Raw genomic sequence first — 18,898 nt, 5'->3', positions numbered from 1 at the left:
TCAATAGCTGACTAAATCAGGAGGCCATCATACAACGGCTAGAGCCGGCAGGTCAGGTCGGCAAGTTCCTCATCAAACACCCGCCGGTTCTCGCTGTAATCCACCGGTACGTCCACCAGATGCACACCGCCAGCCGCCAGGGCGGTCTCCAGCACTGGCCGTAAATCCTCGGTGCGGTTTACCCGGTGGCCGGTGGCGCCATAGGCATCGGCGTATTTGACGAAATCCGGATTGCGGTAGTCCAGGCCGAAGTCCTGGAAGCCTTCTTGCGCCTGCTTCCATTTGATCATGCCGTAGGCACTGTCGTTGATGATCAGTACCACCAGGTTGAGGTTAAGGCGAACGGCAGTCTCCACTTCCTGGCTGTTCATCATGAAACCGCCGTCGCCGCAAACAGCCATCACCTTCTGATGCGGGTACAGCATGGCCGCCATCATGGCGCTGGGCAGGCCGGCGCCCATGGAGGCCAGGGCGTTATCGAGCAGCACGGTGTTGTTGTCGTAGGCCGGGTAATTGCGCGCAAACCACAGCTTGTACATGCCGTTATCGAGGGCAATGATGCCGTCGTCCGGCATCACCGCACGCACGTCACTGACGATGCGCTGGGGAATCACCGGGAACCGGGGGTCGTCGGCGCGGTCTTGCAGATGTCTGTCCACAGCAGCTTTCACTTCCATGAACCAGGTGAAGTCGTGGCTGCCACAGTGGCCGCAGTGCTCGGCCATGTATTCCACACTGTTGGCGATGTCCCCCACCACCTCGTGTTGGGGGAAGTACACTGGGTCCACGTCGGCACCGCTGAAGTTCACGTGAATGACCTGCTTGCCACCGGGCTTCATGAAGAACGGAGGCTTCTCGACCACATCGTGGCCAACGTTGATCACCAGGTCAGCATGGTCGATGGCGCAGTGCACGAAGTCCCCCGACGAGAGGGCCGCATTGCCCAGATACCGGGGATGACGCTCATCCACCACACCCTTGCCCATCTGGGTGGTGAAGAACGGAATATTGGTCACGTTAACCAGGTGAATCAGCGCCTGTGACACCCGTTTCCGGTTGGCTCCAGCACCGATCATGATCAGCGGGTGCTTGGCCTGGCGCAGCATGTCGCACGCCATTTCCAGGCTTTTGGTACTGGCAGAGGGGCGCCTCGCATCGCTGGACTCGAAGATGTGGGTGTCGGCGTCCGGCGTTTCCGCGGCGATGTCTTCAGGCAACTCCAGATGTACCGCGCCGGGCCGCTCTTCCGATGCCAGCCGGAAGGCCTCACGAACCTTGGCAGGAATGGTGTTGGCGTTGCTGATCTGGCGGGTGTACTTGGTCAGCGGGCGCATCAGATCCACCACATCGAGAATCTGGAACAGGCCCTGCTTTGACGATTTTATCGGTTTCTGGCCCGAGATCATCATCATGGGCATAGCGCCAAGCTGAGCGTAGGCGGCTGCGGTCACCAGATTGGTGGCACCCGGGCCCAGGGTGGAGAGACAAACGCCGACCCGACCAGTGAGCCGGCCATAGGTGGCAGCCATGAATCCCGCAGCCTGTTCGTGGCGGTTCAGCACCAGTTGGATATTGGATTCCCGCAGCGCTTCCAACAACGCAAGGTTTTCTTCCCCGGGAACCCCAAAAAGGTAACGAACCCCTTCATTCTCCAGTGCGCGGATGAACAGTTCAGCCCCGTTGCGCGCCTCCGTGGTTAGCTCGGTTGTCATGGTTGTCCCTTTCGTGTGTTGCCGGTCTCACTCTTAGCAGTACGTAGGAAGTGCCTGGGAAGTCCACGGGAGGTGCACGGATTACTGGGTCAACGGCGGCTGCGCCTGCAGGGCCTCTGCCGGCACCCGATCCTCGCCCCAGCTACGATGAACACTCTCCACAACCCGTTGCAGCTCATCGTCGCCGACATCCGCAGGCTCGCCCCGCTCCAACGGATCGTAATGGAAAATATACAGCCGGGACGTGAACTGTTCGAACGGCAGCGATGACTCACCAAAGCGTTCACCGCAACCGGCGGTACTTACGCGCACCTCGTCACCCCAGTTCTGACCGCTGTCGTTGTTGGGGTTAAAGAAATAGACCCGCATCAGGCCTTCCGGATCCAGTGCCACCCGCAAAATGGTAATGGCGTGCCAGCCAATAAAACGTGCGGCACTGTCGGTTACGGCCACACCAGCAGGCTGAGGATGAATCAGCGGCTGATTGCCGTTGTAGTAGGGGTGGTAGCTGGCGTAGAAATGCCGGATGAAACCTTCAAGATCATCCAGCTTGCCGGTGGCCACATCCACGTTGATGGCGAAGCCCCGGCCGGCGGACCAGCCATGGAATTCGGGGTTTACCCACCGGTGCGGATCGCCCTCCCGGCCGCCAACCATACGCCCCATTTCGGCATAGATTCGGTCCAGGTGCGGCACCACCACCAGCGACACTGGGTCAAGATCCAGCGTCACCTCCGAGGCAACACCACCCCGACTATGCGCCGACGACACCGGCTTGCCTTCGAAATGCATGATGATTTCATTGTCCCGCGCGGCCCAGGCCACCATCTGCAGCAGATAGTCAGGATCATTGTAGGCCCACATGGACAGCGCCCGTGCCGACTGGCAGGTCGGGTTGTTGCCCTGCCCAACCCCGAGAGGCTGGCCAAGCATATTCAATACGCCCTGCACCAGCCAGGCGCCGGGCTGTGGGTGATAGCCATAGGCCAACTGCAAGCGCTCGCGGGCGTCCGGACACAGCGACAACCGGGCCTGGCGCCACAGCGCCGGGGCTACCGGAGGCTGGTAGAGAATGCCCCGTTCCAGCATTAACGCCATGCCGTAGAGGCCCTGGGCGGTTTCCGGGTATACGCCTTCCCGTATCAGCGTGCAAACCAGTTCCCGGTAACACAACAGGCAGTCACGCCCGGTACTCGACAAGCCCAGGGCTTCAGTCAGCAAGGCGTCCTGATCGTCCAGGATGAAGCGGACAAAGGTGGCGTGGTAAGGCGACACCAGACCGGTATCGTGCATGGCTCGGGCAAAGCCCGTTGCCTCGTTCTGCAGGGCCTGGGCATCCATGGATTCCAGGCGCTGCTCGTAAACGACAGTGCCCGGATCCTCGCTGCAGGCGCGAGTCGGTCCGTAGAGACTGGAAATGAGTCGATCGGCACCCCGGCCGGCCCCGCCAAGATCCGCTTGGGGATCGGCCCGGCAGATGGCGATCTGGGTAATCATTTTGCGCACGTCAGAAACCTGGATCGGACGCTGCTGAAGGATGCGCCAGATTTCCTCAATCAGGCTATCGATCACGTGCTCGTAGCCAATATGGTGGGCAACGTACTGCACCACCGCTTGACTGATTTTCGACAGCTTGCCCTGCTCCCGCTCCGCTTCGCCGACCATACCAAACAGCAAGCCCAGATTAATGGCCAGCACCTGCGTGAGGTAATGGTGAGCCTGTTCTGCGGACACCGACGGATGCAGGTAGAAGCCCCTGGCAACCGCCAGCAAACGCAGTTCGCTGAAAGCCTCGATGACCACCGTATCGGCGTTCTGGCTCTGCAACGAATGCGTGGTGAGGGTCGGAAGCAGAATGCCGGGTTCCGCCCAGTCAGTGCCCAGGTACACGCCTGCCAACTCCAGACGTTGCGCGCGCTCTTCGATAACACGGCAGCCTTCCGGCTGCATCAAGACTCGACGGGCAATATCGAACACGCGCGGGAGTTTGCCGGCCTTAGCAAAAGGCCGGCTCTCCTCCAATACCTGGATTGAGTCATCCAGTTTTTGCACCAGCTTGTCAAAGTTGACGACTGGCGCTGCGCTGCCCGGTTGGTGATCGTTCAAACGACGTTCCTCAGGGCCTGCACCAAACCCGTTTGTAGTTAATACCTCTCCGGATTATACATAGAAATCGAGTTCTTCCTGATGTTTCAGCAGATCCCGCATGGTGTAAGGATCATCACCGAAGAAGTACACCAAGCCCCAGTGGGTACCGAAGGCAGTCCGTTTGGTCACGGTTTCTTCCAGCGGCGGTGTCAGCTCGTGAGACTCGAAATACTCGTGATTTTCGGTCTCCTCGGGAATTTCCAGTTTGCTGACCACCCGGCGACGCGGGTAAACACCAAAGCAACCTGCATAACCCTTGGCATCGACCACTTCTTTCGGGAAGAACGCTTTGACTTCCTCAGCCGTGGTCTTCGGATCGAAAGACAGGATCAACCCCTGGTAGGCGTTGAAACCGTAGGCCCGTTCCAGCAGTTCGAAGACCTTGAAGCCCGGCGGCCGGTAAGCCACCTCGCCAAAGTACATGGTGCTGTCGCTGGTCACGAAGTATTCCGGGTGAATAAAGCCAAAATCGATGTCGAAGGTCTTGATCAGCTTCTCGATTTCGCCCCGGATCTGGTCACGGTATTTCTCAAGGTCCGGTGTCGCCGGAACGAACACGGAGTAACCCAGAGTGACGTACTCGGAGATGTTCAGGAAAGCGATCTTGCCGTTGTGGATCCAGGCCTCAACCGCAAATTCCCAGCCATCAAGGTGCGATTCCATCAACACCGGAAATTCTTCTTCCGGAATGGTGTCGACTTCATCGGGTGTACGAATAACCCGGTGGCCAAGGCAACCCGCCTTATCGAAGGCTTTGAGGTGAATCGGGTCGTTGGGGTCACCGTCCAGTTTGAGCAGGGTCTGGTTGACCCGCTTCAGGAAACGAATGACGTCACCCTTGTCGTGCGCCTCTTCGAAGATGCCGACTCGGATACCACCAAGCTGGGCGCGGCGCTTCATCAGGGCCTTGTCACGCAGAAGCATGGCCTGACCAAACAACTTGGGCTTGTCCATGAGCACGGAGTTAATCGCACCCGCCCATTCGACGGTTTCTTCAAACAACGGGATGGACACGTCTACGCCCATCTCTTTCAGAGTCTGGGCAATTTCTACGGAGCGATCGTTCAAGCGTTCGAAATTCCAGGGCACGTAGGGGATATCGTGCTCTTTGCAATAAGCCTCAGCCCAGTCCGGAGCGACGACCACATAGCGTCGATCAAACTTGTCCGCGGCTTCAACGGCATTCAGACTCCAACCGAGGAGTGCAACATACCCCTTGTCCGGATTGTACTTTTGCTCGCTCATAGGCTCTCTCCTTTGCGTGGGGTGTTCCCTAACAGTACGCTTTACTTGGGAAATCGCAAATCAGACCATATTCAAAGCACATAAAAACAAAAAGGCCGCTGGTTTGTATGCCAGCGGCCTCAATGTCTGAGCGTTTTTTATATTGATTAGGTATATCAGCCGAGTTTTAAGGTCGACAAAGTCCTTGCTCTGACTTTATTCAGCAGCTGCTCGTCTTCGACCAGCGACTGGCCATAGGACGGAACCAACTGACGCATCCGCTCTTGCCATTGAGCCGTCTTCAAACTCTCCGGGAAGCAACGCTCCAGAACCGTCAGCATGGCGTTGGCCGCGGTGGATGCACCGGGCGAGGCACCCAGCAAAGCCGCCAGCGTGCCGTCTTTGGCCGCCACGATCTCAGTACCAAACTCCAGCTTGCCACCGCCACCGTCGACCTGCTTGATGATCTGCACGCGCTGGCCAGCCATTTTCAGCTCCCAGTCTTCTTCACGGGCGTCCGGGAAAAAATTGCGCAGCGAAGCCACCCGATCGCTATGGGACTGGAACACTTCGCCAATGAGATAGCGGGTCAGGTCCATGTTGCTCTTGCTTACCGACAGCATGGGGCGCAGGTTGGTAGGCTTGACCGAGCCGAACAGATCAAACAGCGAACCCTGCTTGAGGAAGCGGGTGGTGAAACCGGCGAACGGGCCAAACAGCAGGGCAGGTTCGCCGTTGATGATTCGGGTATCCAGGTGCGGAACCGACATCGGCGGCGCACCGATGGGCGCCTTGCCGTAAACCTTGGAGTGATGCTGCTCAACGATATCTGGCTTCCGGCACACCAGCCACTGGCCGCTGACCGGGAAGCCACCGTAGCCGCGGGCTTCGTCAATGCCGGATTTCTGCAGCATCGGCAACGCACCACCACCGGCGCCCAGGAAAATAAAGCCGGCTTCCAGCTTGGTCAGCTCGCCGGTCTTCTGGTTGCGCACGCGCACTTTCCAGCGGCCGTTGTCACGTTGGTCGATGTAGTGCACCGGGCTGCTCAGCATCAGTTCGAAGTTGGGCTGGCTTTGCAGGTATTCCACCATGCTCCGGGTCAGGGAACCGAAGTCGACATCGGCACCGTGCTTGATCCGGGTAGCGGCAACCCGCTCCATCGGATCCCGGTGCTTGACCACCAGGGGCATCCATTCTTCCAGATCGTCCGGGGACTCGGTGTACTCCATCTCGCGGAACAGGTGATGGGCACTCAGGCGCTCGAACCGACGCTTGAGGAAGGCCACATCTTTCTCACCCCAGACAAAGCTCTGGTGCGGTGTGCGGTTGATGAAGGTTTTGGGATCGGGCAGCATTCCCTGCTCCACCAGATACGACCAGAACTGCAACGACACTTCGAATTGGGCGTTGATCTTGAGAGCCCGATCAATGGTCACATCGCCGTCGTCGGTTTCCGGGGTGTAGTTCAGCTCACAGTACCCGGCGTGTCCGGTACCTGCGTTGTTCCATCCGTCCGTGCTCTCATGGGCAACGTGATCAAGACGTTCCACCATGACGATGTCCAGGGACGGATCGAGCTGCCTGAGCATCATGCCGAGGGTGGCGCTCATGACGCCACCGCCGACCAGCACTACGTCTGCCTGTCTAACGGCCATTGCTTTATACCCTACCTAGTATTGAGCCTGTGTACTCTCCCACGATCAGCAGGAAAGCCTGTCGAAAGCCGACCAGGCACTTGGTAAAAGGTGCCGCGGTGTGCTTTCGGATGTAAACGTGGCGCAATTATCCCGATTTTTGCGGGAAGAATAAATTGCGATTGTCATTCGATGCGCTTCTTACAGGGCTTTGCCTCTACTTCGGCCACCAATTTTTACTACCTAAGGGCAGTGGCCCGCTCCCAGCCAAGGGTCTAAACTCCGCCCTCAAACACTTCAATCAGTTCGGGCCAACAGCGGCCCGCCTATCTATGTATCGAGACGAGACACGACCATGTCTGCCCTAGAAGCTGTTCTGATCGCTATTGCTGTTCTCGCGCTACTCGGCGTTATTTTCGAGGAAATCACCCACGTCAACAAAGCCAAGGTAACGCTGTTTTTTGGCACCCTGAGCTGGATTCTTCTGTTTCTTATGAGCGAAAGCGAGGGTGAGACTTCCGCGATATCGACCGGTTTATCCGAGAGTATTGCCGAGATTGCGGGTCTTTGGCTGTTCCTGGTCGCGGCCATGACGTTCGTCGCTTACCTGAACAAGAAAGGGATGATCGAAAACCTGATCTATTTGATCATGCCGAAGCAGGTCAGCGAGCGGAAACTGTTATTTTTGACCGGACTGTTCTGCTTCATCTTCTCCTCTTTGGCAGACAATATCACCGCTACGTTAGTCTCATGCTCGCTCATTCTGTCCCTTGAGCTGGAGCTGAAAAAGCGCCTGCAGTTCGTCACGCTGGTGGTGTTCGCGGTTAATTCCGGCGGCGTCTCACTGATCACCGGCGACGTCACCACTCTGATGATTTTCCTCGCTGACAAGGTGGAAATACTCACCTTGCTGACACTCGCCATCCCGGCCTCCATCACCGTGTTCATACTGGCGGTGTTCCTGTCCCGGGGGCTGACCGGAACGGTCACGCTGCGTGCGACCAAGAACGAAATACGCCCCGTGGACGCGGTCATCAGCGCGTTGTTCTTGTTAACAATCCTGTGCACCATCGCCGGCAATGCCCTGTATGGGGTTCCGCCGGTGTTGACCTTCCTGTTCGGGCTATCGGTCATGTTCCTGATTTCCCGGTTCATGAGTGACGATTCCGATCTGGACCCGATTCTTGAGTACATCCGTATCATTGAGTTCGAAACGCTGCTGTTCTTCCTCGGCATTCTGCTGCTGGTCGGCATGCTCAAGGAAATTCACGCGCTCGACTCCCTGGTCGCCATCTACGATGTGCTTCCGCCGCTGTATGCCAACTATCTGATGGGCATCTTCTCGGCGGTGATCGACAACGTGCCGCTGACGGCCGCGCTGTTAAAGGCTGGGATCGGGATGACCCCGGGCGAGTGGATGGGCCTGACCTACGCCGTCGGCGTGGGCGGCTCGCTACTGATTATCGGCTCAGCAGCCGGCATTGTGGCCATGACCAAGATTCCGGGGCTGACCTTTGGGGCCTACATGCGGTATCTTGCGCACCTCCTGGCGGCCTACACCCTGGGTTATGCCGGCGTGTTCATGCTCGGACGTTTTATTCACTGAGGTTTTTCTATGCTAATGGCAATGGGCGCAATCGTCGCCGGTTTGATCCTGCTGGTCTGGAGCGCTGACAAGTTTGTCGAAGGCGCCGCGGCAACCGCCAAACACCTGGGCATGCCCACGCTGCTGATCGGGATGGTGATCATCGGCTTCGGCACCTCTGCGCCAGAATTGGCGGTATCGGCCATGGCTGCAGCAGATGGCAACCCGGGGCTGGCCCTGGGTAACGGTTACGGCTCCAACATCACCAACATCGCGCTGATCGTCGGCCTGACCGCCGTCATTGCACCCATTGCCGTGCATTCCCAGGTCATCCGCAAAGAACTGCCACTGCTACTGGTACTGACCCTGATTGCCGGCGCGCAATTGATAGACGGCCAACTGACTCGACTGGATGGCTGGGTTCTGCTGGCGGTGTTTGCCGGTGTTATGGGCTGGTCCATTTACCAGGGTTTTCAGGGCAAGGAAGACCCCCTGGGGGGCGACACCGACGCCGAGATGATTGCCCACCCGATGCCCCTGAAATCCGCTGTGATCTGGGTGGTGGTAGGCCTGATTCTGCTGGTAGTGAGTTCACGCCTGCTGGTCTGGGGTGCGGTCACCATCGCCCAGACTCTGGGGGTCAGTGACCTGGTGATTGGTCTGACTATTGTCGCCATCGGCACCTCATTGCCGGAACTTGCCTCTGCCCTGGCCGCGGTCAAGAAAAACGAGCACGACCTTATTCTGGGTAACATCCTCGGCTCTGGCATCTTCAACACCCTGGCGGTGGTTGGCCTGGCGGCCGTCATTGAACCCCTGAAAGTCGATCCGGAAGTGCTGTACCGGGACTGGACCCTGATGCTGGCGTTAACGGTGGGGCTGCTAATGATGGGCTTCGGCGTGATGGGCCAGCGCAAACTTATTTCACGGGGCAACGGGGTGGTGCTGTTGCTGGTGTACTTTGCTTACACCGGTTATCTGTTCTCTACCGTGGTCGCTGCATCCGGCGCCTGACCGGCCAAGCCTGGCGGGGCCCTATCATTCGGCCTCGCCGTCCCCCAGCAATTCTTCCAGCCTGAGCAGGGCCCGGAGCAGGATCAGCAGGGAGTAAAGTGCTGTCAGCCCGACACTTCCAAGAACCACACCACCCCGTCTCAGCAGGGTGGCCGACTCGGTCAGTGGGCTCAGTTTCAATCGAATCATTAGTCCAGCACCTTCTTCCGCTTCCCCATTGTTTCAAGACCTTAACAATCGCTGGGGATTGTATCTGTTCCGTCTGACGCTGAATAACCAACGCGTCAGGCCTTGGATATCAACCATTAATTGATCACTTATTAAACACCTCCTATAACTAATAAGAATGCGTTCGGCGCGTGGACGGTTGCAGTAAGGGACTACCGTCATTAGCCAATACCAAGGGAGGAGAATCATGAAACCGAGTACTGTCATCCAGCGAGGTCCAAACGACCCCGGCCTGACCAACCCAGGCCGACGTCAGATACTGATGGGGAGTGCCAGCGCCATGGCGGCTGTCAGCCTGCTTGGATTCGCGCCACTGGCAAAAGCTGAAGAACCGAAAACCCTGCCCGACTACGCCTCCTGGAAAGAGCGAAACGCGCTGATCGTGCACAGTACCAACACCATGGAGACGCAGAGAGGTGCCATTGGCCAGGGTGTGATCACCGCGAGTGACCGGCTATTCGTTCGCAACAACCTGCCCGCCCCGCCGGAATCAATCGTCGCCGATCGTGATGCCTGGCAACTGCGGGTTGAAGGGGTGAAAAACCCGAAAGCAATGACCCTCGGCGAGCTCAAGCAGATCGGCGTGGCAACCGTGGCCTCGGTACTGCAATGCTCCGGAAACGGCCGTGCGTTCTTCCCCCATGGTGCAGGTGGAACACAATGGTCGGTGGGCGCAGCCGGTTGTGTAATGTGGACCGGCGTACCGTTGAAGGATGTGGTGGCTGCACTGGGTGGTCTTGCCGATGGAGTCGAGTATATAACCAGCACCGGTGGTGAGGAGTTACCAGCCGGACTTGAGCCGACGCAGGTGACCGTGGAACGCTCCGTGCCTACCCGCGCCCTCGAGCACGCCCTGCTGGCCTGGGAAATGAACGACGAGCCACTGCCACTGACCCACGGAGGTCCGCTGCGAATGGTGGTGCCTGGTTTTTACGGCGTTAACAACATCAAATACGTGAAACAGGTGGCCTTCACTGAAAATCAGACCGGCGTGAAAATCCAGGCCTCCAGCTACCGTATTCGCGACGTCGGCGAAAAAGGTGCACCCGATCAGCCGTCCATGTGGGAAATGAACGTTAAATCCTGGGTCACCTCGCCGCTCGAATCCGCACGGGAAGGTCGTACCATGATCTACGGTGTTGCGCTTGGCGGGACCGTCGCTCTTGATAAGGTGGAGGTTTCGGTCAATGGCGGCCGAACCTGGAAACCTGCCCGCTTCCTCGGGCCTGACTTGGGGCCCTTTTCCTGGCGACCCTTCGTGCTGGCAGCAGACCTTACACCGGGCGAATACCGAATAGTGAGCAAGGCAACCGATATGAACGGCAACAGCCAGCCGGAGGGACGCATGGATAACGAACGCGGATACGGCCACAACGGCTGGAGTGACCATGGCGTGACCGTGGAGGTCGGCTAAGGCCGGCACCAGCCATTGATGGATAGTGTCTTATGATCAAACGTTGCGTATTTGGTCTGGCATTCGGCCTGTGGGGCGCGCATGCATTAGCAGACGATCTTGCCAGCCAGGGCAAGATCGTTTTCATGGAGGCCGCCCAGCCCGCCTGCAGTATCTGCCATACCCTCTCGGATGCCGGCGCCACCGGCGAAATCGGACCAAATCTGGATGAACTGGCACCGTCGCAGGAACAGGTCCGCAATGCCGTTAAAGGCGGCGTCGGCCTGATGCCGGCATTCGGTGACACCCTCACAGAGGAGCAAATAAAAGCCGTTGCCCACTACGTGGCCTCGATCACCGGCGGCGGCCCATAAAAAAACGGGGCGCTTGCCCCGTTTCTCTTATTCGTTTTCCTGAAATACCATCGCAACGGAGTTCAGGCAGTAGCGCTTGCCGGTCGGCGGCGGGCCGTCAGGGAATACATGCCCCAGGTGGCTGTCGCAACGTGGGCAGCGGATCTCTGTACGAGCCATACCCATGCTGGTGTCTTCCAGATAACGGATGTGCTCGGGATCGAACGGCTGGAAAAAGCTTGGCCAGCCGGTACCTGAATCGAATTTCGAGTCCGAACTGAACAGCGGAAGATCGCACAGGCGACAGTAATAAGCGCCCGCTTTCTTGTTGTCCAGCAGCGTCCCGCAGAACGGATGCTCCGTACCGTGGTCCAGCAGCACCTTGCGCTCTTCCGGCGTCAGATCGGCGGCTTTCTCTTCAATTTGCGCTGGTGTCAGCGGTGTCAGGTCATATCCTGCAGCAGAAACGCCCATGGTATGCCTCCTCAGGCCGTATTGTCGTCAGAAGGGCCGGAGCCGTCGTCGGAATATTCCGGTTTCAGGCGATCGCCGTAGTTGTTCACCAGCTTCTCCATCTTCGGCGCGGCTACCGCCATGATGTATGGCTGGTACGGGTTCCGGGCCGCAAAGTTCTGATGGTAGGCCTCGGCGGGGTAAAACGCCTCGAGCGGCTCCAGCGTCGTTACGATCGGATCAGGGTACACGCCAGCGGCACCGAGCTGATGAATGTAAGCCTCGGCCACCTGTTTCTGCTCCGGCGTCTCGTAAAAGATGGCCGAACGGTATTGGGTGCCCCGATCATTACCCTGGCGGTTAAGCTGGGTCGGATCGTGTGCGACCGAGAAGAATACCTTAAGCAGCTCGCCAAAACTGACTTTTGACGGCGTGTAGTGGATATCCACAACCTCGGCGTGGCCGGTGGTACCACTGCAGGTGGCTTCGTAAGTGGCAGTCTCGGCGCTGCCGCCGGAATACCCGGACTCCACCTTGGTGACACCGTCCATGGCCTTATACACCGCTTCCACGCACCAAAAACAACCGCCCGCTAGCACCAACCGGGCTTCATCGGCGGGTTGGGGAACATCCTGCTCCGGATCAGGAAAACGGCTTCGGGGCACATTCAGCCCCGGAATATCACAGGAATTGACCATGGTGTCCTCAACTCTCGAATTTGGGTGTGGGTAAAGCACGTGTAATACCCTGAATTGTGGCTGTTACGCTTACGATTTACCAACGGCCCAGTGCTTTTTCCAAACATGAACATTGCCGGGTTTGGGTTGCATCCGCGCCGCAGCGAACCATACTGACAAGCGGGGTTTGCCACATCGCAATCTGACAATCGCCCGTTCGGCATATCAAGGACAGAGACATGACGGCAAGGGCTCGGACACCGAAAAACCAGGACGAACTTCTGGAGTACCGCCTGAGCCTCCGGCTCGGGCCTGTGCATGCGCGCCAGCGACTGGGCATTGAGCGGGAATACGAAGCCCAGGCGTTCGGCCAGGGTTCCAGCTTCCACCTGGAAAATGTTACCGCGGCACCCGGCCTGATCAGTTTCTGCCTAAAGTTGGCTGGTCTGTTCCGGCGTGGGCAAGCCAACAGCCGCCGACTGGATACTGCGCACAACCGCTTCGTTCTGCCAGCATTGCCAGCCGCTTTCGAAGGCTTTCGCATCCTGCACCTGACCGATCTCCACGTCGATATGGACGAGGCCAACCTGCAGGCTGTGCTCAAGAAGATCGAGCCCCTTGAATACGACCTATGCGTGCTAACCGGCGATTATCGCAAACTCACCTGGGGCCCGGTGGACGGAGCCCTCGACGGCATGTCCCGGTTACGGGACGCCATTCGCGGCGAAGCCTACGCGGTTCTGGGCAATCACGACAGCATCCGAATGGTGCCCGGCCTGGAAGACATGGGCTACGTGCTGCTGATGAACGAGATGTTGCCCATCGAGCACCAGGGCAAGAAGATCTATCTGGCCGGCGTTGATGACGCGCACTATTACAAGGTGCACAACCTGCACCGGGCTGGAGATGACATCCCGATCGACGGCGTCAGCATTCTGCTCAGCCACACACCTGAAATCTGGCGAGAGGCTGCGCACGCCGGCTACGACGTGTTTCTGTGCGGCCATACCCACGGCGGACAGATCTGCCTGCCCGGCGGCATCCCGGTCACCTTGGATTCAGACTGTCCGCGCCACCTCGGCCGGGGCTATTGGCGGGCTAACGGCATGCAAGGCTATACCTCGCCGGGCTCGGGTACCTCGGTGGTCAATGTCAGGCTGAACTGCCCGCCGGAAGTCACCATCCACACCCTCACCCGTGGTCCCCAGTAAGCGGACGACGTGAGGACAATCAGTGGGGATGGCGCCGGATGCCCAGGCGGTATAATAGCGGTGAAAACAGGATAATGGAGAGTGTAAACAGCGCCACCACCAAGGCCGCGCTCCACCAGCTGATCGGCAACCAGAACACCGCCAGCACCATCGGCAACGCCGACTCCGGCACCTGATCCAGACCAATCGCCCGGGCGCTAGATGCCATCCCGAGTCGGCGCTTGTAAAAGCTACTGAGCAGGTCGCCCCACAGCGCCAATATCCCGAACAACAGCCCGAACATCAGGCCAAGCCCAATCGCTGACGAAAACAGGGCGCAGCACAGCACGCCTGAGATCAATCCCCGCCATGTTTTGCTCGCTCCCAGGACGGGTCGGCCATCAGACCACAGCCGCCCGCCATCCACCGGCGCGGCCCACCGTCGTTTCAGAATACGGGCAACCACCACCGGCACGCCGTTGGCCAGTACCAGCATCACGAACAGCACCAGTGATAGCAGCAAGTACTTCTACTCCCCTTCCTGTCAGGCTCCGCGGATTACACCCCTGGCCTTTACCCTCAGGCAAGACCTCCGCGGGTCAGTTTCAGCGGGTCCATCAACTGCTCCAACCGCTTGCGACTCAAGCCACTGCGTTCCTCCGCCACATCAATCACCGGGCGCCCATCGCGGTAGGCTTCCTTGGCGATGTCGGCGGCCAGGCTGTAGCCGATCTCCGGATTCAGCGCGGTAACCAGTACCGGATTGCGACCAACCCCCTCATTCAGAGCCTCAGTGTTCACGGTGAAGTCTTTAATCGCCTTCTCCGCCAGCAGCTTCGAGGCGTTGCTCAGCAGCTCTACCATGTCGAGAAGGTTACCCGCCACCAGGGGCAGCATTACGTTAAGCTGGAAATTGCCCGATTGCCCGGCCATGGCCACGGCGCTGTCGAGGCCCATCACCTGGGCGCCCACCATGGCAACAGACTCGGGAATCACCGGATTCACCTTGCCAGGCATGATACTGCTGCCCGGTTGCAGTGCCGGCAGGCTGATTTCCGCCAGGCCATGAATCGGGCCGCTGTTCATCCAGCGCAGATCGTTGGCGATCTTGATCAGCACGATGGCTGCACCCCGCAACTGGGACGACAGCGCTACCGGGCCATCGATCGCGCTCTGCCCAACGAACTTATGTTCCATGGCACTGAAACCATAACCGGTGTTGTGCTGCAGGAACTTGACGAACTGCTCGGCAAACTCCGGCGCCGCATTAACACCGGTACCCACGGCGGTTCCGCCCTGAGGCACGGCCAACAGCTCATTCGCGGCCTGTTCAACCCGGGTCTGGGACGCCACCAACTGCTCCCGCCAGGTGCGTAGTTCCTGGCCGAGGGTAACTGGCATGGCATCCATCAGATGGGTGCGACCGGTCTTTACCTGGTCTGAGAACAGCGACTCGCGCTCGTAGATGACACCTTCCAGGTGGCTCAGGGCCGGGATCAGTCGCTCCTTCACTGCGATCACTGCACTGACATGAATGGCCGTGGGTATCACGTCGTTTGAACTCTGGCTCATATTGACGTGGTCGTTGGGATGCACATCCACCACGCCCTTCTTTGCAATGGCTGCAATCACTTCGTTCACGTTCATATTAGTGCTGGTACCGGAGCCGGTCTGGTAACGATCAATCGGGAACTGATCGTCAAATTCACCATCCAGTATGCGCTCACACGCCTCGGCAATGGCGTCGCGGCGGGTCGCATCCAACAAGCCCAAGCTGGTGTTGGCCTCGGCGGCCGCCCGCTTGATCTGGGCCACTGCGGCGATGAACGTGTGCGGAAGTGGTTGCCCACTGACCGGGAAATTCTCGATCGCGCGCTGGGTCTGTGCGCCCCACAGCGCCTGTGCCGGTACCTTGATATCACCAAGGCTGTCTGTTTCCGTTCGATATTCGCTCATTTTGCCTCCCGTTCGTCCATTTCCTCGTGCAATCACAAGCGTTTACGGCCGCCAGCCTGCTCCGTATCAGTGGGCGTTCGATCGCAGCCGCACGTGATCGCAGATGCCAGTGACCTGTTCAAAATTCAGGATCAGGGTATGCACGGTATTGGTGTAGGTATCGTGCAGATGGAATTTGAACCGATGCTGCTTATCGCCCTGCAGGTAAGCATCGTACTCACGCACCAGCTCCCGCACGTCGCCGCCTTCGTTCTTGCTCCAGGTTGCATTAAACGGCCCCAGCACGGCGCCACCCGCCAGGCAGATGGTGACTTCGTGGTTGTTTAGTCCGGATTCAGCATTGCTCATTAGGCGGATCCCCCATTCCTCAGCACTGATGAGGTAAGTGTAGACCCTGCTGCAAAGCCTGAAGGATCAGACCGGTGGAAATAACAGACTGGTGAGCAGCGCTCTGAGGCGATTCGGTTTTACTGGCTTATTGAGCATTGGGAGTTGCTGTTCGCGCAACATGCGTCGGGTTTCATCACTCTGGTCAGCGGTGACCACCGCGGCAGGCACCGTGTGCCCAAGTGCTTGACGCACCAGGGCAACAGCCTCGCAACCGGTACGATCGTCATCAAGATGAAAGTCCGCCAGAACAACGTGCGGCACGATTTCTTCCGCCAGTAACTCAATCGCCTCTTCCGCACTCGCGACAGCTACCACCTGACAGCCCCAGCCGCGCAACAGCAAGGCCATACTATCCAGAACCGCGGGATCGTTATCGATGACCAGGATACAAGCATCTGCGAGACTGTCAGATGCGGTCGTCAAAGCGCTTCTTGCAGTTTTCTGGGCGCTTTGAACCTCGGACTCCGAAGGCAAGGTCACAACGAAGCGCGATCCTCTTCCAGGGCGGGACGACACGCTGATCTGATAGCCGAGAATTCGAACCATCCGATCAACAATCGCTAACCCCAGACCAACGCCCTGACGTCCGCCCGCGCCTTTCGGCAATAGCTGGTGAAACTCGGTAAAAATCTCCTCAAGTTTACTTTCCTCGATGCCCACGCCGGTATCGCAGATCTGGATCTGGACACTGCCCTGGTACCGTCGCACCGCGAGCACCACGCCGCCTGCCCGGGTGTACCGGAAAGCATTGCTCAACAAGTTGCGGACTATTCGGGTCAGCATTCTTGAGTCGGTGCTTACCGTCAGGGGAATCAGGCGGGACCGAAACGCCAGCCCGGCATTGGCAGCGACAGCTTCAAATTCCTCGCCCAATCCTTCCAACAGGGTCTGCAAATCGGTGGGCACCAAATCCGGCAACATTGCCTGCTGATCCAGCTTGGAGATGTCCAGCAGGTCCGAGAGCAGTTCTTCAGCCCCTTCCAGGGCCCGGTGAATCTGATGCACTGTGCGGCTCTGGCCAGCAGGTAACGGCTGGTCCTGCAGTGCGGAAATCATCAGCCGGGCAGCATTGAGTGGTTGCATCAAATCATGGCTGGCAGCAGCCAGATATTTGTCTTTGCTCCGGTTCGCCTCTTTCGCCGCATCAACGGCCACCATCAGCTCGTGCTCCACCCGCTCCCGCTCTTCAATCTGGTGGTGCAGTCCGACGTTGGCGCTCTGCAATGCCTGGGTGCGCTCTTGAACCCTACGTTCCAGGTCCTGGTTCAACTGCTCCAGTTTCTGCCGGGCCTGAAATCGCTCAGTGATATCCGCCACAAAAGCTTCCACCACTTCCGGACCCAGGTCCGGACGGCGCAACAGGGTTATGGCCACAGGAACGGGCGTATGATCGGCCCGCTGCAGCATGGTTTCGCGGGCACTCAGACTGCCCTGGTCCAGCAATTCCTGGCGGATCTGATCGAACTCGGCGGCCTTGCAGAACAATTGTTCCCGCAACCGGATAACCTTCTGACTAAGCTGCTCCGGGCTGTCGTACCCACAGATGCGGGCCATGGCCGGATTACAGGCGAGAAAACCACCCCGTAGATTGGCCTGGAAGATGCCATGAAGGGCATTCTCGAACAGCCATTTATACCGGTTTCGTTCTTGCTCGAGTTCGTTGATGCGATCCTGCAGCGCAGGGTAATAGTTCTTGCGTACGGACTGACTGCCCAGCCCCAGTAGATCGCCAATTCCATAGCCGCTGTCCGGTTGATCAGAGGGCTTCTTCATAGACGACCTGAACGTCCCGCAACGAGGATTTTCGCGGATTGGTGAGAATGCAGGGGTCTTGCAGAGCGTATCCCGACAGATAGGGAATATCAGAAGTGCTAACACCCAGTTGGGCCAGCCGGGCTTCGAGCCCAACCTGTTTTTTCAGCTCAATGATCCGTGCCATGAGACGTTTCTTGATGTCTCGATGACTCATGCCCCGGGTATCAATATTCATCGCCTCCGCCACTAGCCGGAAACGGTCCTCGGCCGAGCGATAGTTATACGCCACCACATGTTCCAGCAGCAGGGCATTGCACAGGCCGTGGGGCAAATCCAAATAACCGCCCAGACTGTGCGACATGGCGTGCACCGCACCCAGGATGGCGTTGGAGAATGCCAACCCGGCCTGCATTGAGGCCAGCATGATCTGCTCACGCAGGTAGGCATCGGCCGTGTTAACCACCAGGGGTTCAAGATTACGGTTGATCAGCCGGATTGCTTCCAGCGCGTGCGTGTCAGTCAATGGCCCGCTACCGGTGGAAACAAATGCCTCGATCGCATGCACCAGCGCATCAACACCGGTGCAGGCGGTCAGATAGGCATCCATGGTCTCGGTCACTTCGGGATCGATCAGGGATACGTCCGGCACCACGGCTTTGCTGATGATGGAAAATTTGAAGCGGCGATTGGGGTCGGAAATGATGGCAAATTGGGAGACGTCTGCGGAGGTTCCGGCGGTCGTGGGAATAAGGATCAGCGGCGGCGATGGGTTGCTGATGGTGTCCACCCCCTCGAACTCAAGGATGTTGCGACCGTGAGTCGCTACGATGCCAATCCCCTTGGCGCAATCCATTGGACTGCCGCCACCAATCGCCACGATAACGTCACATTCGCTGGACTTGTAGAGCTCAGCTCCCGCCATCACTTCATCGACTTTCGGATTGGGTGACACGCCGGTGAAGATGGTTGATCGAATACCGGCCTCAGTCAGCAGGGTCACGATCTGCCCAACCCAGCCCGCTGCGGCAACACCCGGATCCGACACCAGCAAAACATGGCGGGCGCCAAAATTACTGGCGAAGTTGGCGACCGAGCGTCGTGACCCGGCACCGAAGACAATTTCCGGTGACACAAATTTCCGCAAGGCCGAAATGTCGTGACTCATGAAGGCTACGCTCTATCG

The 18,898-nt window shown here is 58.5% G+C and carries 17 protein-coding genes; 5 read left to right on the top strand and 12 right to left on the bottom strand.

The features are described 5' to 3' along the window. Positions 1-38: 38 nt before the first annotated feature. The 4 genes from FCS96_RS02955 to mqo form a co-directional block, all read right to left on the bottom strand. Positions 39-1,712, bottom strand: a complete 1,674-nt coding sequence (locus FCS96_RS02955) for an acetolactate synthase large subunit (RefSeq protein WP_138438737.1) — start codon at positions 1,710-1,712, stop codon at positions 39-41. Positions 1,713-1,793: 81 nt separating this feature from the next. Beyond that, positions 1,794-3,818 (bottom strand): hypothetical protein, encoded by a 2,025-nt coding sequence (locus tag FCS96_RS02950; RefSeq protein ID WP_138438736.1) that lies wholly within the window; start codon positions 3,816-3,818, stop codon positions 1,794-1,796. Between the two features lie 54 nt (positions 3,819-3,872). Then, complete coding sequence (locus FCS96_RS02945) at positions 3,873-5,105, bottom strand: ATP-grasp domain-containing protein (RefSeq protein WP_138438735.1); 1,233 nt, start codon at positions 5,103-5,105, stop codon at positions 3,873-3,875. 155 nt (positions 5,106-5,260) lie between these two features. After that, complete coding sequence (mqo, locus tag FCS96_RS02940; RefSeq protein WP_138438734.1) at positions 5,261-6,742, bottom strand: malate dehydrogenase (quinone); 1,482 nt, start codon at positions 6,740-6,742, stop codon at positions 5,261-5,263. Positions 6,743-7,076: 334 nt separating this feature from the next. Between mqo and nhaD the strand changes: the two genes are divergently transcribed. Both nhaD and FCS96_RS02930 read left to right on the top strand, forming a co-directional pair. Further along, positions 7,077-8,327, top strand: coding sequence for a sodium:proton antiporter NhaD (nhaD, locus tag FCS96_RS02935; protein ID WP_138438733.1), 1,251 nt, complete (start codon positions 7,077-7,079; stop codon positions 8,325-8,327). A 9-nt stretch (positions 8,328-8,336) separates the two neighbouring features. Continuing rightward, positions 8,337-9,320, top strand: coding sequence for a calcium/sodium antiporter (locus FCS96_RS02930; protein ID WP_171040652.1), 984 nt, complete (start codon positions 8,337-8,339; stop codon positions 9,318-9,320). Positions 9,321-9,344: 24 nt separating this feature from the next. Here the strand turns inward: FCS96_RS02930 and FCS96_RS02925 are convergent, their stop codons facing one another. Further along, positions 9,345-9,509 (bottom strand): hypothetical protein, encoded by a 165-nt coding sequence (locus FCS96_RS02925; protein ID WP_228264008.1) that lies wholly within the window; start codon positions 9,507-9,509, stop codon positions 9,345-9,347. 226 nt (positions 9,510-9,735) lie between these two features. Between FCS96_RS02925 and sorT the strand changes: the two genes are divergently transcribed. Together sorT and sorU are read left to right on the top strand one after the other, a co-directional pair. Further along, positions 9,736-10,962, top strand: a complete 1,227-nt coding sequence (gene sorT, locus FCS96_RS02920) for a SorT family sulfite dehydrogenase catalytic subunit (protein WP_138438732.1) — start codon at positions 9,736-9,738, stop codon at positions 10,960-10,962. A gap of 32 nt (positions 10,963-10,994) precedes the next feature. Then, positions 10,995-11,315 (top strand): SorU family sulfite dehydrogenase c-type cytochrome subunit, encoded by a 321-nt coding sequence (sorU, locus tag FCS96_RS02915; protein ID WP_138438731.1) that lies wholly within the window; start codon positions 10,995-10,997, stop codon positions 11,313-11,315. Between the two features lie 27 nt (positions 11,316-11,342). On the opposite strand, the gene msrB is transcribed toward sorU, so the two are convergent. After that, positions 11,343-11,768, bottom strand: coding sequence for a peptide-methionine (R)-S-oxide reductase MsrB (gene msrB / locus FCS96_RS02910; protein ID WP_138438730.1), 426 nt, complete (start codon positions 11,766-11,768; stop codon positions 11,343-11,345). 11 nt (positions 11,769-11,779) lie between these two features. Next, positions 11,780-12,445 (bottom strand): peptide-methionine (S)-S-oxide reductase MsrA, encoded by a 666-nt coding sequence (gene msrA / locus FCS96_RS02905; RefSeq protein WP_138438729.1) that lies wholly within the window; start codon positions 12,443-12,445, stop codon positions 11,780-11,782. A gap of 218 nt (positions 12,446-12,663) precedes the next feature. Between msrA and FCS96_RS02900 the strand changes: the two genes are divergently transcribed. Next, positions 12,664-13,635 carry a metallophosphoesterase gene (locus tag FCS96_RS02900; RefSeq protein WP_138438728.1) on the top strand — a complete coding sequence of 324 codons (972 nt, stop codon included), beginning with the start codon at positions 12,664-12,666 and terminating at the stop codon, positions 13,633-13,635. A gap of 19 nt (positions 13,636-13,654) precedes the next feature. Here FCS96_RS02900 and FCS96_RS02895 read toward each other — a convergent pair whose 3' ends face one another. The 5 genes from FCS96_RS02895 to ercA all read right to left on the bottom strand — a co-directional run bounded on the left by FCS96_RS02895 (position 13,655) and on the right by ercA (position 18,880). Next, positions 13,655-14,137 (bottom strand): CDP-archaeol synthase, encoded by a 483-nt coding sequence (locus FCS96_RS02895; RefSeq protein ID WP_138438727.1) that lies wholly within the window; start codon positions 14,135-14,137, stop codon positions 13,655-13,657. Positions 14,138-14,193: 56 nt separating this feature from the next. Further along, complete coding sequence (locus FCS96_RS02890; RefSeq protein WP_138438726.1) at positions 14,194-15,570, bottom strand: class II fumarate hydratase; 1,377 nt, start codon at positions 15,568-15,570, stop codon at positions 14,194-14,196. A 66-nt stretch (positions 15,571-15,636) separates the two neighbouring features. After that, positions 15,637-15,918: a hypothetical protein gene (locus FCS96_RS02885; protein ID WP_041339054.1), complete on the bottom strand. Its 282-nt coding sequence runs from the start codon at positions 15,916-15,918 to the stop codon at positions 15,637-15,639. Positions 15,919-15,984: 66 nt separating this feature from the next. Beyond that, positions 15,985-17,733 (bottom strand): PAS domain-containing hybrid sensor histidine kinase/response regulator, encoded by a 1,749-nt coding sequence (locus tag FCS96_RS02880; RefSeq protein WP_138438725.1) that lies wholly within the window; start codon positions 17,731-17,733, stop codon positions 15,985-15,987. Beyond that, positions 17,717-18,880 (bottom strand): alcohol dehydrogenase-like regulatory protein ErcA, encoded by a 1,164-nt coding sequence (gene ercA / locus FCS96_RS02875; RefSeq protein WP_138438724.1) that lies wholly within the window; start codon positions 18,878-18,880, stop codon positions 17,717-17,719. Before ercA ends, FCS96_RS02880 begins: the two co-directional genes overlap by 17 nt. Positions 18,881-18,898: the final 18 nt, after the last annotated feature.

Source organism: Marinobacter alexandrii, from assembly GCF_005871205.1.
Lineage (GTDB): Bacteria > Pseudomonadota > Gammaproteobacteria > Pseudomonadales > Oleiphilaceae > Marinobacter > Marinobacter alexandrii.
Note: the sequence above shows the minus strand (reverse complement) of the source record. Positions and strands in the feature narration are given on the sequence as shown.

Bases quoted from the DNA above. Each gene is read 5' to 3' on its own strand.
- ercA (WP_138438724.1), bottom strand. From the start codon at position 18,880: ATGAGTCACGACATTTCGGCCTTGCGGAAATTTGTGTCACCGGAAATT.
- msrA (WP_138438729.1), bottom strand. From the start codon at position 12,445: ATGGTCAATTCCTGTGATATTCCGGGGCTGAATGTGCCCCGAAGCCGT.
- mqo (WP_138438734.1), bottom strand. From the start codon at position 6,742: ATGGCCGTTAGACAGGCAGACGTAGTGCTGGTCGGCGGTGGCGTCATG.
- FCS96_RS02885 (WP_041339054.1), bottom strand. From the start codon at position 15,918: ATGAGCAATGCTGAATCCGGACTAAACAACCACGAAGTCACCATCTGC.
- sorU (WP_138438731.1), top strand. From the start codon at position 10,995: ATGATCAAACGTTGCGTATTTGGTCTGGCATTCGGCCTGTGGGGCGCG.
- FCS96_RS02930 (WP_171040652.1), top strand. From the start codon at position 8,337: ATGCTAATGGCAATGGGCGCAATCGTCGCCGGTTTGATCCTGCTGGTC.
- FCS96_RS02945 (WP_138438735.1), bottom strand. From the start codon at position 5,105: ATGAGCGAGCAAAAGTACAATCCGGACAAGGGGTATGTTGCACTCCTC.
- msrB (WP_138438730.1), bottom strand. From the start codon at position 11,768: ATGGGCGTTTCTGCTGCAGGATATGACCTGACACCGCTGACACCAGCG.
- sorT (WP_138438732.1), top strand. From the start codon at position 9,736: ATGAAACCGAGTACTGTCATCCAGCGAGGTCCAAACGACCCCGGCCTG.
- nhaD (WP_138438733.1), top strand. From the start codon at position 7,077: ATGTCTGCCCTAGAAGCTGTTCTGATCGCTATTGCTGTTCTCGCGCTA.
- FCS96_RS02925 (WP_228264008.1), bottom strand. From the start codon at position 9,509: ATGATTCGATTGAAACTGAGCCCACTGACCGAGTCGGCCACCCTGCTG.
- FCS96_RS02955 (WP_138438737.1), bottom strand. From the start codon at position 1,712: ATGACAACCGAGCTAACCACGGAGGCGCGCAACGGGGCTGAACTGTTC.
- FCS96_RS02890 (WP_138438726.1), bottom strand. From the start codon at position 15,570: ATGAGCGAATATCGAACGGAAACAGACAGCCTTGGTGATATCAAGGTA.
- FCS96_RS02880 (WP_138438725.1), bottom strand. From the start codon at position 17,733: ATGAAGAAGCCCTCTGATCAACCGGACAGCGGCTATGGAATTGGCGAT.
- FCS96_RS02900 (WP_138438728.1), top strand. From the start codon at position 12,664: ATGACGGCAAGGGCTCGGACACCGAAAAACCAGGACGAACTTCTGGAG.